Raw genomic sequence first — 13,732 nt, forward strand, 5'->3', positions numbered from 1 at the left:
TTCCTTGTCATTCGCTATTCAATGTATCCCTGATCTTGTTTAATAAATCCACACGCCGATATGGCTTGTTTAATAAATGAACGCCGGGTGTCAATTGCCCTTGATGGAGTATAATATCTTCAGGATAACCCGAGGTGTACAGCACTTTTAAATTGGGTCTTAATTTTTGAGCCAAAATGGCTAGCTCTGTTCCGCTTAGTCCTCCTTCCATTATTATATCCGTAAAAAGCAACTCAAAATCATCTCTTGTCTTCAGAATTTCAAGAGCGCTAAGTCCATTATCTGCAACTTCGACCTTATAGCCGGCGGCGCGCAATTGTTCGGAAGCATAAAGACGTACTTTTTCGTTGTCCTCGACCAAAAGGATTTTTTCATGTCCTGGGAGTATGGGTTTAATTTTAGATTCTTCCTCTGGAATAACGACATGATCGGCTTTGGGTAAATAAAGCCCTACAGTAGTGCCTTTTCCTGGCTCTGAATAAATATTGATGTGTCCGCCTGATTGCTTAATAAACCCAAATACCATGCTTAGTCCGAGCCCCGTGCCTTTTTCTTTGGGCTTCGTGGAAAAAAAGGGCTCAAACACTTTTTTAAGATGTTCGGGTGCAATCCCGCAGCCAGTATCCGAGATTAAAATTTCAGCATAGGGGCCTGGGCTGATTTCAGTATGGGTATCCGCATAGGTATCATCCAATTCTGAGTTTTTAGTTTCAATAATTAGCTGTCCTCCATTCGGCATGGCATCACGGGAATTTAAACAAAGATTTAAAATTGCATTTTCAAGTTGCGCCGGGTCAACCAAAGCAGGCCATAATTGAGGTTCTTTTTTTAATTTTAACTCAATGTGGTCGCCAATTGTTCTTTTCAGCAGCCCCAACATGTTTTCCACAAGAACATTTAATTCAATCACTTTGGGTTCCAGGGCCTGACGCCTTGCAAACGCCAGTAAGCGTTTAGTCAGCTCCGCTCCCCGCTGGGCGGCGCTGTATATCATTTCTGCCATTTCATTAAGCATCGGGTTAGCAGTCAATTGCTCGGTCAGTAATTCGGCATTACCCATAATTATGGTAAGCATATTATTGAAATCATGCGAAACTCCACCGGTTAACTGGCCCAGGGACTCAAGACGCTGCGATTGGCGAAGTTGTTCTTCGAGCTCATAACGCTCGGTTAAGTCTGTCATGCCTCCAATCATACGTACTGCTTTGCCGCGATCATCCCTTATTACATTGCCTCGGTCGAATACTTTAGCATAGGTGCCGTCTTTCCGGCGGAAGCGATACTCAGCATTCCAATGTGTTTTCCCCTCATTAATTACTTTGAAAACACCTTGAATTACCCGATTGAAATCATCTGGATGAATATAATTCATCCAGGAATTGATATTGGGGACAATTTCTTTACGCTGATATCCGAAAAGGATTTCAAAGCCCTCATTCCACCAGATCTTATTATTTAAAAGATTAAGATCCCAGATGGCATCATTGGTCGCATCAGATAGTAAACGAAATCGCTCTTCGCTTTCTCGAAGAGATTGTTCTGCTTCTTTTCTTTCCGTGATATCCTGAGCGACTCCCGCAACCCTGTAAAGCTGACCATTACTATCATAAATATGAAACGAACGATCAAGAATCCAGCGCATTTCGCCGTCAGGTCTGATAATACGGTATTCCTCATTATAGCCGTGGTTTAAATCTTCGAGTAAGGATAACATTTTACATCGATCTTCTTCATATATGGCTTCGAGCCATTGTCGGGGGTTTTCATAAAGACCCTGACAAGATCGCCCCCAAATGCGTTCGTAGGCCGGACTGATGTATAAAATCTGATCATGAGCCGCATTGGTCAACCAAAAAACCTCCTGAATATTTTCAGTGAGCTGACGAAAGCGCTGTTCAGTTTCCTGACGCACTTCTTCCAGTTTTTTTTGTTCAGTAATATCTTGGAAAGCACCCTGAACTTTAATAATTTGTTCTGATTTATCCCGCACAGATTCGCCCATGATTTTTATCCAGAGCTGATTTTTTTTCGGACTGAGAAAAGGTAATTCGAGTTGAAAAGCGAGCCCTTTATTCATGCATTGATCAAATGCATTGAGGAGCTTTTGCCGATACTCCTCGGGATACAGTGTAATTAAATTACCAAGTGTAGGGTTGAAAGAGTCAGTCACTTCATGAATGAGCTCTGCTTCCTCTGACCAGATAAAACTTTGTTCCGGAAGTCTTACTGACCAGGCCCCAATACGGCTAATCAGTGAAGCCATACGAAGAAAGGATTGATTTTTTTCAAGCTCGTTCAGCATCAGTTTTTTCTGGGTGATATCTTCGCATACTGCGATAAAATTGATAGGTTTTCCGGTTTCATCACGTGGAGCAGAAATGCTTAACCGTGTCCAAATTACCTGATTAGTTTTCGTTATATAACGCTTTTCAAAAGTTTGGCCCCTTTGTTCGGCGAGCAAGCTGCGGCAGTGTTCCCAACTTAGGCTCTTATCATCGGGATGAGTGACATCCATAAATGTCATTTTATATAACTCTTCCTCCGAGTAACCGAGCATCTCGCAGTAGGCGGCGTTGACCTGTAAAAAAAAACCGTTTAAATCGGTAATAGCAATTCCTGTTGCGGCATCCTGGAAAGCATGGCGAAATCTTGACTCGCTTGTTTGCAGGGCATTGCTTTTTTCATTCAGTTCAATGCAGATTCTTACTAAATAACCCGCATGATCAATCAGCTCAAAATCATTCTCTGTGGGTTCATAGCAATGCTCGTAATAAAGAGCGAAAGCAGCAATTACTTTTCCATGACTGTCAATCACTGGCGTGGACCAGCAGGCTTTTAAATGATTTTCTTCGGCAAGTTCGACGTAATGATCCCAAAAAGCACTGCTGCTGATATCTGGTACGATGACTCGCTTCTTTAAATACATTGCGGCACCTGAACAAAGCTGGTTGGGACCAATTTGCATTCCTTCTATAGTTTGGGTGTAGATAGCAGGTAAATGAGGAGCAGAACCCTGACGGATATGGACGCCGTCTTTGTCTAACAACAGAATTGATACCTTTGCTTCTTTAGCGATTTCTTCAATGCCTAAAGCTATCGTTTCCAATAATGTCGAAAGGGGAGCTGTGCTAAGAATCAGTTCAAAGACTCTTCGTTCAATTTGAAGTAAGGCTGCATATCTGGGCGAGAAAGTGGCTGATTGCTTAGTCGGTGAATGATGTCCGATATGTTTTGGGGATCTCTCCATTAACTCACCTTTGTTATCCTGTTTTTACACCTTTTTATAAGTGTAGCTCATCCAATGGCGGGCCGGATAAACCTGAGTAACAGGCGATACAGAAGAGAAATAAACACAAGAATTACTAATTATGCCAGAATGATAAAACCATACTATAATCAAATTATTAGCACTAAAAGAGCAGCCATCATGCATGAACTTCTTAATTTAATTGCAGTCATTATTGTGTTCGGACTGGTAATGTGGTTAATCAATGTGTTTATTCCAATGCCTGCAGCGATTAAATCTCTTTTGAACATTCTGGTACTAATTGTTTTGATTATTTATATCCTGCAGTTCTTTGGAGTGATCAATACGATATTGCCTCCCATTCGTATTTTGAAGTAAATTGACAGTTGAGTGGATTAACTGTCAATAGCAAGGATGGAGCATGCCCAGTTCAGAAAGAGCCAGCGAGAAAAGAGACTTTAATCTTAGGTCGCAGAAAAAAAAATCAGCGATTGCTGTGAAATCTGAACAGATAAGTCAGAGCATTTCATATGACCATTTTTGTGCAGAGCTGTTGGCTGAAGCGAAACATGTCAATGAAACGCACAATGGAATACCGCAATGCAGCGGGGCACAGTTTAAAATCGCTTTAATTGGTTTTGGTGACAGACAGCGGCTGGAAATGCAAATTAATCCGGATCTTAAAGTGGACCTCCCTGAAAAGTTTGAAGTCGATATGAATGCCGGTTTTGATTGGCTTGATCTGGCTGTTAGTTATGGCAGCGAGGAGGCAAAAAAATACTTTCGTTTACATATCCAGGAACCCTTTTTTCGACAAGCATACTGTGAATATCGAACACATCGTGCAGACAACCATCTGGAGCAACTCGCAGATAGAAAGCCCGGCTTTTTCAATGAGAGTTTGAAGCATGCTAAAGCGGCAACTCATTTATGGCAATTAGCTAATTCAGGGAGTCATCAGCTTCAGGATGGGCCGCAATTCAAATAAAAGTTCGGAGTAACTCACCCGGTACGTCATCCTGTTCCCTGGTACGTCATCCTGAACGCAGTGAAGGATCTCCTGAATCTGGCTCAGCTCTAAGCAGTTTGAGATTCTTCACTGCGTTCAGGATGACGTTGACGATTTGATGCTTTTTACATTTTCATTTTTTTGTAAATAAAAAAGGGCAAATTAGAGATGATTGCCATGATATATCGCCAGAAAAATGGATGGTAGCTTAGCCTTTTTTTTCTGTCTAATGCTTTAAAGCAGGCTTTGGCGCAGTCTTTTGGAGAGGACGCATAAAAAATACCGGGCTTTCCGAACGTTTGCGTCGTATCAATAAAGCCGAGGCGCATGATAGTCAGTGTTTGCGTCGGTGAAGCAGATTGCTGTAGCCCCTGCAGATAAGTTTCGATAGCTGATTTGCTGGCACCATATAAACTATTTTTACTGCGTCCACGGCTGGCAGCGACTGAGCTTAAAAAAATAAGCTGGTGGTCACTCTGTTCTTTTTTAAGATACCCATGAATTAGTTCACAGCTGCTTGTAATATTGACTTTAATGACTAAACCAATATCTGATTCATTAAGATCGTGATTTTCAATAATTAAACTATGAGCTAAAAATAGCGACAAATTCTCCTGACGTGAGAACAACTGATGGCACAAGGTTTTGCTGTCATTGGCGAAGTCAAACACTATGGTCTGGCAAGGGATTTTATAGCGCAGCGCATAATCGGCAGCCATAATTTTAAGTTCGGCCGCATCACGTGCAATTAAAATTAAAGGATGCCCCTTACTTGCTGCTAGATGACCGAACTCTCTGGCGATTGCCGAACTGGCCCCGCTAATGACCCAGGTCGTTTTATTCATATACAAATCCCTAATCGTCGACCTAAATCAGAACAGGGGTGATTAGGCAGGGTTTCAAGCAGTTTGATGAATTGTCCGCTATTAGGGTATTGGCATCTGAACTGCTCTGATGTTAATAACAAATCTTTTGCCAGGTACACTTTGCCCTGATGCTGCGTGATCCATTGATTCAAATTTTTAATTGTTTGGCGGGCTTGCGGTTGGTTCACAAAATCAATGGCAATGGTAAAGCCTGGCTGAGTGAATGACAGCAAGCCCGTTCCAGTATGATTTAAATATTTTAAGACTGCCAGCGCAGGCAGTGCATGATGTTTACGGCCAAGCAGCAGACATTGCTCAAGGCATTCCTTAATCAAATCAGCTCCAACGACGGCCTGGAATTGAATTAAGCCTTTTTTCCCATAGAGGCGATTCCAGTTACTGATTCTATCTAGCGGATTATTGAATATCTGGATAGGGCTGACTTGTGGAGAAGAGCTGGTATAACGAAAATAAAGCTGATTAAATACTTTCATTCCCAGACGGTTAATCAGGCGAAAAGGAATCGGTGGAATATTAACAGGAGCCGCTTCCTGCCTGTTTAAACCCTCATGATAGCTGGCATGAGAAAGTATGGCATGCTCCGGGTTAAGAAAATCGAGCCAGGCGGCTTGATAATCACTGCTATCTGCCAATTTCAGCATTCTTTCAACCAGTTCATCCCAGCTCTGATATTTCTCATTTTCGGATTTTACAAACTGCGACGCTTTCTTAAGCTTCAGCCCGACACGTTTGATAATTCCTGTCAGTCCCAGGCCGGCAATGGTTGCATAAAACAAGTCAGCGTTGTCCCTGGGGCTACAGTGTATTGACTCCTGATGACATTGTAATTCTATCCATTCGATATGCTGCCCCAAAGCCGCTTCTTTCGGATTATTTTTTCCATGAACATCATTAGCAATGCCTCCCGCTAAAGTGGCGCGAAGCGTGCCGGGAATTACTGGTGGGATAAAGCGCGTGTCAACCTTGAATAAATCGGCAAAAGTAACGCCGCCCTGACAAACTAACAGGCCGCTTGCAGCGTCAAAAGAAAGAAAGTGATTAAGCCGCCTGGTATCAAGAATGGACTGTTGATCATTGAGGCAGCAGTCATTATAACTGGTTCCAGCGCCGCGTGCCAAAATCGATTCTTTCGCAGGTATCAGTATTTTTTCTATTTGTTTTTCACTATCCGGACGATAGCATTTCGATTGGGTCTCAAGATTATGGGCAAAGTTGCCAAAGGGCATTAATTTAGGCTGCATTGCTAGTTTTATCAATCGAAAATTCAAGTGTGTCATCTTTCCCAGGCATTGACAATTGTATTTTGAAATCAGCGCCTTGGCAAAATGAATTTGGTGTATTAAATAGCCGAAATGAATGCAAGCAGATCATCATGAACTCCTGATGCTATAATTTTTAATCAAAGGATATTGCATCGATACTGGAAGTACATCAAAAGGAAAAGTCATGGAATTGTTAAAGTTAATAGTGAAATCGGCGTTGATGGGACTTTGGATAATGATTCCAGTTTCTATTTATGCAGCTGATTTACCGACAGTGGTTATTGGTTCTGAGAAATACGATAAACAAATGTGTATTGAGCGCTATACTCAGGACTGCCTGGATTCAGTCTGTATGACATCTTCTGATACGGATTGCAATGACAAATGCCAGTCGGCTGCGGAAGATAAGTGTCAGGATGAGGCAGATGATTAGTCAATTTTTTGACTGATAAATAATTAAATCCTGTTCAGGTACGTCTGCCACCATGATTAAAGTTGGCATATAAATTGCTAAGCAATGGTTTATCGTATTGAAGCAGATTGGATGCAGGATTACTCATGGTTGAGAAGGATGTATTATCGCAAGAAGAAATTGATGCCTTGTTAGGCGCTGTAAACAGCGATAATTCGGATTCTGCAGAAGACGAGATCAATACAGAGAATGACCTCCCCCCGTCGCCAACCGCTACTAAAACTGAGCATATTGAAGTCCTCAATTTTGCAAGCCAGGAACGTATCGTTCGTGGTGAGCTTCCGGTTCTTGATAAAATCCATGATCGGGCTGCGCGTTATTTTGCCAATGATATTTATCTTTTGATGGCCAAAGAAATTCACATTAAGCAAGAGCCGATGGCGGTAGTGAAACACCGTGAATATCTAAGTGCTTTGCCCAATCCCAGTTTAATGACTATTTATCGATTTAAGCCTTTACGTGGTAAGGCGCTGATCGTCTTTGACAGTACCTTTGTGTATGATTTGGTCGATTATTATTTTGGCGGCAGTTCGCAATTTTGTGCACAAACCGATAAAACAGATTTCACAGCCGCAGAATTGCGAGTGATGGATATTGTGATCGGTAAACTGGTGCGCAATATCGAGCAAGCCTGGGCACCGATTATTCACCTCGAACCCCTCCGGGTCAATGACGAAACCAATCCGCAATTAGTGCACATCGGTGAACCGGATGAATTATTGCTAGTCAGCAAGTTCAGCCTTGATTTTGGCAAGGAACAGGGGACTTTTGCCTTCATTTTACCTTATTCAATGGTGGAGCCTATCAAACAGCAACTGGAACTTGGAGCTGCAAGACCTGATGAAGATATTGATCCGAACTGGATTATGTCTCTTAAAGAAGAGTTAATGGAGGTGGAGTTAACTATTAGTTCAGTTATGGCGCAAACCACAAGCACTTTAGGCAAGGTAATGGAGTGGAAAGCAGGAGATTTTTTAACCCTGGAAATGAATGAAGAAGTGACAGTCGATATAGAAGGGACGCCTGCTTTTGTTGCTACTGTAGGGAAAGTGAATGATAAGCGAGCTTTAAAAATAACAAAAAAAATAAGTTACTAGAGGTGGTTATGAGTGAGAATACAGAGGTCGTCACAGCCAAGTTAACTCAGGATGCAACAGGCAATACTGAGAATGAAAAAATGGAAATGATTCTGGATATTCCAGTGACGGTCACCGTAGAAATCGGCCGAACTAAAATGTCAATCCGAAATTTATTACAACTTAATCAGGGGGGCATTGTCGCTCTGGATCGCATGGCAGGGGAGCCGCTTGATGTACTGGTCAATGGAACTCTGGTTGCTCATGGTGAAGTTGTTGTGGTGAACGACAAATTCGGGGTCCGTCTGACGGATATAGTAAGCAAGGCAGAAAGAATCAAGCGATTAAGATGAAGCTAGCAAACAAGGGATTGTATCTGTATTTATTTTTAAGCAATACGGCTTATGCAGCGGGTTCTGAAGGGTCAAGTCTAAACGGTGGCGATTTCTTCAGAATTCTCATGGGTTTATTGTTTGTTATTATCTTTATTTTGGGTTTGTTCTGGCTTATGAAGCAGACAAGCCGATTAGGAACCGGCAAACACATCAATCTGGAAGTGATTTACTCTGCTAACCTGGGCCCACGAGAGAGAGTTCTACTGGTACGCGCGGGTACACGCTATCTGCTTTTAGGGGTCACCAGCCATAACATCACGACATTATGTGACTTTGGCGAAGAGCTGCCTCCGGGCTTTGAGAAGCAGGCCGAGACGCGGTTCACTGAATTTTTCAAACAAGCTTTAAGGACGAAGTCTCAATGAAACGACGCAGTTTGTTGTATGTCCTGATTTTATTGTTATTCCCCTCAATTGTTCTGGCGGCGAATTTATCGCTTCCAGCCGTAACAGTGAGTCCATCAGCAAACGGTGAAACCTATAGTGTCAATTTACAGATTATATTGTTAATGACCCTATTGAGCGTAATTCCCGGATTGTTAATGGCGATGACTTCATTTACCCGAATCATCATCGTTCTTTCAATGCTGCGTCAGGCAATCGGGCTTGGGCAAACACCGACAAACCAGATATTAATAGGAATCTCTCTTTTTCTCACTTTTTTTGTTATGTGGCCTGTTTTTAATCAAATAAACCAAAATGCAATTCAACCTTATATCAAGGAACAAATTGACTTTCCCCAGGCTCTGAATCTGGGAGAGCAGCCCTTAAAACAGTTCATGCTTCGGCAAACCCGTAAAAACGATTTGGCCTTATTTGAAAAATTTGGCAACAGCCAGGTCGCGAATGTATCCGACATTCCCATGCAAATTGTTATTCCTGCTTTCATAACCAGCGAATTAAAAACGGCGTTTCAAATCGGATTTATTCTATTTCTCCCTTTTTTGATTATCGATATGGTGGTGGCTTCAGTGCTAATGGCAATGGGTATGATGATGCTATCCCCCTTAATTATTTCATTACCATTTAAAATAATGCTGTTTGTAATGGTCGATGGCTGGACTCTGGTGCTAGGTTCATTGGCCTCGAGTTTTGCGGTGAGCTAGGAGAAATCATGACAGCAGATTCCGTTTTATCCTTATTCAGTGAAGCGGTGTATTTAATGATTTTACTATTGCTGGTTCTAATAGTTCCTGGATTGGTTGTGGGCCTGATTGTTGCCATGTTTCAGGCCGCCACGCAAATCAATGAAGCCAGTTTAAGCTTCATCCCCAAACTGCTGGTTACCTTTCTGGTGATGGTTATCGCCGGACCCTGGCTTTTAAAGACCATGTTGAATTATACCGAGAGTTTATTCGGTAATATTCCTTATTTACTGGACTGATATGGCCATTTCTCATCAGACCATTATCCTGTATCTAAGTCAGATAGTCTGGCCGCTGGCTCGCATATCCGGATTATTCCTGTCAATGCCTTTAATTTCGTCTGTATTATTACCCCGAAGCATTCGTATTATTTTTGCTTTCGCTCTGGCGTTCATCGCCATGCCCTTTATCCCTGAATCCATGTCTTTTTTATACTTCAGACTAGAGCATATATTTTTTCTGATGAATGAGATATTGCTCGGATTGCTTATGGGGTTCGCGCTGCAATTGGTTTTTCAGATTTTTATTGTGGGTGGCCAGATTATTGCCATGCAGGCCGGATTGGGTTTCGCGGTAATGGTTGATCCGGCCAGTAAAGCCAGTGTGCCTTTGGTGAGTCAGCTATATCTAATGATGGTTAGTCTTTTATTTTTGACTTTAAATGGTCATCTGGCGCTTTTCGACTTATTTCTTGAGAGTTTCAAAATAAAGCCAATAGGTCAATTTGATGTAGGAGTGACTGAGTTGGCTTCGATACTGGGATTTTCTGCCTGGATGCTGAAAGAGTCTGTTCTGGTTTCTCTTCCCGCAATTCTTTCCTTATTATTAGTCAGCCTTGCCTTTGGTGTGATGAGCCGGGTGGCGCCACAGCTTAATTTATTTTCAATTGGCTTTCCTATCACTTTATTGATGGGATTTATAGTGATTCGCTTTAGTTTACCCGGCCTTTTTGACCAAATGAGCGATAGCATTGAACAGGGCATTTTACTCATAAAAGGGATGTTACGCTGATGGCCGAAGAAGAACAGTCGCAGGAAAAGACGGAACAGCCCTCGCAAAAGCGCATCAAAGAGGCGAGAGAAAAAGGGCAGGTGCTGCGTTCCAAAGATTTTAACGCAACGCTGATTCTCATTTTCTCAAGCTTAAGCGTCCTGATTTTGGGTCATTATCTGGCTGATGAGGCCAAAAAGATGATGCAGGAATCGCTGCATTTCAATTTGGAATTATTCCGGGCGGATGCCAACCTGTTCTATAAAATGCGTGAAGTGATGAGTTTGGGATTTAATCTTGTCTGGCCATTGCTGCTGTTAATTTTATTGTTGTCAATTATTGCGCCCTTACTAATTGGCGGCTGGGTATGTTCCTTTGAGGCAGTGCGGCCTCAGTTTTCACGCATGAATCCCATGAAGGGATTAAAGCGTATGGTTTCGTTGAAGGCAGTGGTCGAGATGGCCAAATCTTTTATCAAATTTGTGTTAGTCGCTTTCGCAGCGTTGCTTATATTGCATTGGCAAGTGCCTTCATTAATGGCATTGGCTAATTTTTCACTGGAAAGCGCTATTGGCGAGGGTCTGCGAATTATTTCCTTTTCTTTTCTGATGATTAGTTCCTGTCTGATTCTCATTGCTGCATTGGATGTGCCTTTTCAGTGGTATGAATTTCAAAAGCAGTTAAAAATGACGCGTCAGGAACTGAAGGATGAGTACAAGGAAACGGAAGGCAAGCCTGAGGTTAAAAGTCAGATCCGAAGAATGCAGCAGGAAATTTCGCGCCGGCGAATGATGGCAGAAGTGCCCAAAGCCGATGTGGTGCTAACCAATCCAACGCATTTCGCAGTCGCGCTGCAGTATAAACAAAAGGGTAATCGCGCGCCGGTTGTGGTGGCTAAAGGGAAAGATCTGATTGCTTTCCAGATCAATAAAATCGCATTGGCGCACAAAGTGCCGATCTTGTCCTTACCCCCATTGACCCGGGCTATTTACTTTTCAACTGCTCTGAACAAAGAAATTCCCAGAGGCTTGTATGTGGCGGTGGCGCAAGTGCTGGCCTACATTTTTCAATTAAAAAATCGTCAGTATTACGAGCGGCAACCCGCTTCGCTTAACGATTTACCTATTCCTGAAGATCTTAGACGCAGCGAGGAGGAAACCTGATGAATTCCTGGTTACAAACGATTAAATTATGGATCAATCAGGGACTCGGTACTCCGCTGATGATGGTTATCATGCTAAGTATGATGATTCTGCCTCTGCCTGCTTTCCTGCTGGACATCTTCTTTACTTTCAATATCGCCTTGTCACTAATTGTCCTGCTGGCCGTTATTTACAGTGAACGCCCCCTTGATCTGGCAGTTTTCCCGACAGTCATTCTGATAGCCACCTTATTACGTCTTGCATTGAATGTCGCTTCAACACGAATCGTTTTGTTGAACGGCCAGAATGGCACTGATGCAGCGGGACAAGTGATTCAATCCTTCGGTGAGGTCGTTATTGGCGGCAATTATGCAGTGGGTCTGGTGGTTTTTATTATTCTGGTGGTAATTAACTTTGTGGTCGTCACCAAGGGAGCCGGACGGGTTTCGGAAGTTAGCGCCCGATTCACTCTGGATTCTTTGCCAGGAAAGCAAATGGCCATTGATGCTGATTTAAACGCTGGCTTGATTAATCAGGAACAAGCCATTAAACGACGGGCGGAAGTATCGCAGGAAGCAGATTTTTATGGATCAATGGATGGTGCCAGCAAATTTGTGCGAGGAGATGCGATTGCTGGTATTTTAATTTTGCTGATTAATATGATTGGCGGTCTAATCATAGGCGTTTTGCAGCATGGAATGTCGTTCGATGATGCCTTGCACAATTATATTCTATTGACTATTGGGGATGGTCTGGTGGCTCAGGTCCCTTCGCTGGTTCTGTCCACAGCGGCTGCTATTATTGTCACTCGCGTTTCCAGTGCGCAAAATATGAGCCAGGCATTGGTAAAACAAGTATTCGGACATCCGAAGGCACTGATAATCGCAGCAAGTATTATCGGTTTGATTGGTGTCGTTCCCGGCATGCCTCATATTGCTTTTCTTTTATTGGCAGCAGGTATAGGCACAATGGCTTATCTCATGATTCGCAGCAATCAGGACAAAGCCAGAAAAGAAAAACTCAGTGAGTCGCACGAGCCTTTAAAGGATAATTTACTGGTCTCTGAATTAAGCTGGGATGATGTCAACCCGGTCGATGTCATTGGACTGGAAGTAGGTTACCGCCTTATCCCGCTGGTTGATAGCTCACAAGGCGGGGTTTTGTTATCCAGAATCAAGGGCGTCAGAAAAAAGATTTCCCAGGAGTTAGGTTTTTTAATTCCAACTGTTCATATTCGGGATAATCTGGATCTTAAACCCAATCATTATCGAATCAGTCTGGCGGGTGTCATTATGGGAGAGGCGCCTGTTTTTAATGATCGTCTGCTGGCCATAAATCCCGGACAGGTATTTGGGGAGCTGGATGGACAGGCAACCAGGGATCCTGCTTTTGGGCTTAATGCAGTCTGGATTAATGAAGGCCAAAAAGAGTTGGCACATACTTATGGTTATACGGTAGTTGATGCCTCCACTGTAGTCGCTACCCACTTAAGCCAGATTCTTGAGCAGAATAGCCAACAGCTATTAGGCTATGAAGAAACCCAGCAGCTGCTTGATAAGCTGGCATTGTCTTCACCTAAGCTGGTCAAAGAGCTGGTTCCTGACAATTTAACACTGGGTGCTGTAAATAAAGTATTGCAAGGCTTGCTGACTGAACATATCCCCTTAACCGATATTCGCACTATCGTGGAAACCCTTGCAGAGTCATCCGGCAAATCCAAGGACATTGATTATCTGATTGCTCAGGTTCGTGTCGCTTTATCGCGTTTGATTACACAAAAGATGAGTGGGTTAAACGAGGAGCTGCAAATCATTACGCTCAAACCGGAGCTGGAACAGTTATTGCAGCATTCACTCCAAAACAGTAACGGACAAAATATGAGTTTTGAACCGGGGATGGCAGACAAGATTCAGCAGGCCTTACTGCGGTTTGCAGATCAGCAACAGGCACGTCAACAATTGGCCGTTTTGGTGGTTCAGCCTGGAATACGATCCATCCTGGCACGTTTTGTGCGTAACATTTCCAATAATCTGCATGTAATGTCCTATCAGGAAATACCTGACAACAAGCAGATAAGAATAGTGGGTACAGTGGGATAACAAGGGATT

14 protein-coding genes are annotated in these 13,732 nt (G+C 42.9%); 11 read left to right on the forward strand and 3 right to left on the reverse strand.

Going from position 1 to position 13,732, the window contains the following annotated elements:
• Positions 1–7: 7 nt before the first annotated feature.
• Complete coding sequence (locus B1207_RS10755) at positions 8–3,247, reverse strand: PAS domain S-box protein (protein WP_112219973.1); 3,240 nt, start codon at positions 3,245–3,247, stop codon at positions 8–10.
• A gap of 180 nt (positions 3,248–3,427) precedes the next feature.
• Here B1207_RS10755 and B1207_RS10760 point away from each other — a divergent pair, with 180 nt between their 5' ends.
• Positions 3,428–3,625, forward strand: a complete 198-nt coding sequence (locus tag B1207_RS10760; RefSeq protein WP_058508722.1) for a Thivi_2564 family membrane protein — start codon at positions 3,428–3,430, stop codon at positions 3,623–3,625.
• Positions 3,626–3,668: 43 nt separating this feature from the next.
• Entirely contained in the window at positions 3,669–4,235 is a 567-nt protein-coding gene (locus tag B1207_RS10765) for a hypothetical protein (RefSeq protein WP_112219974.1), read from the forward strand.
• 146 nt (positions 4,236–4,381) lie between these two features.
• Here the strand turns inward: B1207_RS10765 and B1207_RS10770 are convergent, their stop codons facing one another.
• Together B1207_RS10770 and B1207_RS10775 are read right to left on the reverse strand one after the other, a co-directional pair.
• Positions 4,382–5,101 carry an SDR family NAD(P)-dependent oxidoreductase gene (locus tag B1207_RS10770; protein ID WP_112219975.1) on the reverse strand — a complete coding sequence of 240 codons (720 nt, stop codon included), beginning with the start codon at positions 5,099–5,101 and terminating at the stop codon, positions 4,382–4,384.
• Positions 5,098–6,384: an FAD-binding oxidoreductase gene (locus B1207_RS10775; RefSeq protein WP_112219976.1), complete on the reverse strand. Its 1,287-nt coding sequence runs from the start codon at positions 6,382–6,384 to the stop codon at positions 5,098–5,100. Before B1207_RS10775 ends, B1207_RS10770 begins: the two co-directional genes overlap by 4 nt.
• Before the next feature lie 205 nt (positions 6,385–6,589).
• Here B1207_RS10775 and B1207_RS10780 point away from each other — a divergent pair, with 205 nt between their 5' ends.
• The 9 genes from B1207_RS10780 to flhA all read left to right on the forward strand — a co-directional run bounded on the left by B1207_RS10780 (position 6,590) and on the right by flhA (position 13,723).
• Positions 6,590–6,838, forward strand: coding sequence for a hypothetical protein (locus B1207_RS10780; RefSeq protein ID WP_112219977.1), 249 nt, complete (start codon positions 6,590–6,592; stop codon positions 6,836–6,838).
• A 125-nt stretch (positions 6,839–6,963) separates the two neighbouring features.
• Complete coding sequence (gene fliM / locus B1207_RS10785) at positions 6,964–7,974, forward strand: flagellar motor switch protein FliM (RefSeq protein WP_112219978.1); 1,011 nt, start codon at positions 6,964–6,966, stop codon at positions 7,972–7,974.
• Positions 7,975–7,982: 8 nt separating this feature from the next.
• The gene (gene fliN, locus B1207_RS10790) at positions 7,983–8,306 is read left to right on the forward strand and encodes a flagellar motor switch protein FliN (protein ID WP_058508704.1); all 324 of its coding nucleotides are present in this window, start codon (positions 7,983–7,985) and stop codon (positions 8,304–8,306) included.
• Complete coding sequence (gene fliO / locus B1207_RS10795; RefSeq protein ID WP_112219979.1) at positions 8,303–8,713, forward strand: flagellar biosynthetic protein FliO; 411 nt, start codon at positions 8,303–8,305, stop codon at positions 8,711–8,713. Before fliN ends, fliO begins: the two co-directional genes overlap by 4 nt.
• Entirely contained in the window at positions 8,710–9,453 is a 744-nt protein-coding gene (gene fliP / locus B1207_RS10800; protein WP_112219980.1) for a flagellar type III secretion system pore protein FliP, read from the forward strand. The genes fliO and fliP overlap by 4 nt, the downstream gene beginning before the upstream one ends.
• A gap of 8 nt (positions 9,454–9,461) precedes the next feature.
• A complete protein-coding gene (fliQ, locus tag B1207_RS10805; RefSeq protein ID WP_112219981.1) occupies positions 9,462–9,731 on the forward strand; it encodes a flagellar biosynthesis protein FliQ in 270 nt (89 codons plus the stop codon).
• A gap of 1 nt (position 9,732) precedes the next feature.
• On the forward strand, positions 9,733–10,503 hold the full coding sequence (gene fliR / locus B1207_RS10810; RefSeq protein ID WP_112219982.1) for a flagellar biosynthetic protein FliR: 771 nt from the start codon (positions 9,733–9,735) through the stop codon (positions 10,501–10,503).
• On the forward strand, positions 10,503–11,645 hold the full coding sequence (gene flhB, locus B1207_RS10815) for a flagellar biosynthesis protein FlhB (protein WP_112219983.1): 1,143 nt from the start codon (positions 10,503–10,505) through the stop codon (positions 11,643–11,645). Before fliR ends, flhB begins: the two co-directional genes overlap by 1 nt.
• The gene (flhA, locus tag B1207_RS10820) at positions 11,645–13,723 is read left to right on the forward strand and encodes a flagellar biosynthesis protein FlhA (RefSeq protein WP_112219984.1); all 2,079 of its coding nucleotides are present in this window, start codon (positions 11,645–11,647) and stop codon (positions 13,721–13,723) included. The genes flhB and flhA overlap by 1 nt, the downstream gene beginning before the upstream one ends.
• Positions 13,724–13,732 lie beyond the last annotated feature (9 nt).

The sequence above is a fragment of the Legionella quinlivanii genome, from assembly GCF_003265995.1.
Lineage (GTDB): Bacteria > Pseudomonadota > Gammaproteobacteria > Legionellales > Legionellaceae > Legionella_C > Legionella_C quinlivanii_A.

Coding starts and splice junctions, on each gene's coding strand:
- B1207_RS10755 (WP_112219973.1), bottom strand. CDS start 3,247: ATGGAGAGATCCCCAAAACATATCGGACATCATTCACCGACTAAGCAA.
- B1207_RS10760 (WP_058508722.1), top strand. CDS start 3,428: ATGCATGAACTTCTTAATTTAATTGCAGTCATTATTGTGTTCGGACTG.
- B1207_RS10765 (WP_112219974.1), top strand. CDS start 3,669: ATGCCCAGTTCAGAAAGAGCCAGCGAGAAAAGAGACTTTAATCTTAGG.
- B1207_RS10770 (WP_112219975.1), bottom strand. CDS start 5,101: ATGAATAAAACGACCTGGGTCATTAGCGGGGCCAGTTCGGCAATCGCC.
- B1207_RS10775 (WP_112219976.1), bottom strand. CDS start 6,384: ATGCAGCCTAAATTAATGCCCTTTGGCAACTTTGCCCATAATCTTGAG.
- B1207_RS10780 (WP_112219977.1), top strand. CDS start 6,590: ATGGAATTGTTAAAGTTAATAGTGAAATCGGCGTTGATGGGACTTTGG.
- fliM (WP_112219978.1), top strand. CDS start 6,964: ATGGTTGAGAAGGATGTATTATCGCAAGAAGAAATTGATGCCTTGTTA.
- fliN (WP_058508704.1), top strand. CDS start 7,983: ATGAGTGAGAATACAGAGGTCGTCACAGCCAAGTTAACTCAGGATGCA.
- fliO (WP_112219979.1), top strand. CDS start 8,303: ATGAAGCTAGCAAACAAGGGATTGTATCTGTATTTATTTTTAAGCAAT.
- fliP (WP_112219980.1), top strand. CDS start 8,710: ATGAAACGACGCAGTTTGTTGTATGTCCTGATTTTATTGTTATTCCCC.
- fliQ (WP_112219981.1), top strand. CDS start 9,462: ATGACAGCAGATTCCGTTTTATCCTTATTCAGTGAAGCGGTGTATTTA.
- fliR (WP_112219982.1), top strand. CDS start 9,733: ATGGCCATTTCTCATCAGACCATTATCCTGTATCTAAGTCAGATAGTC.
- flhB (WP_112219983.1), top strand. CDS start 10,503: ATGGCCGAAGAAGAACAGTCGCAGGAAAAGACGGAACAGCCCTCGCAA.
- flhA (WP_112219984.1), top strand. CDS start 11,645: ATGAATTCCTGGTTACAAACGATTAAATTATGGATCAATCAGGGACTC.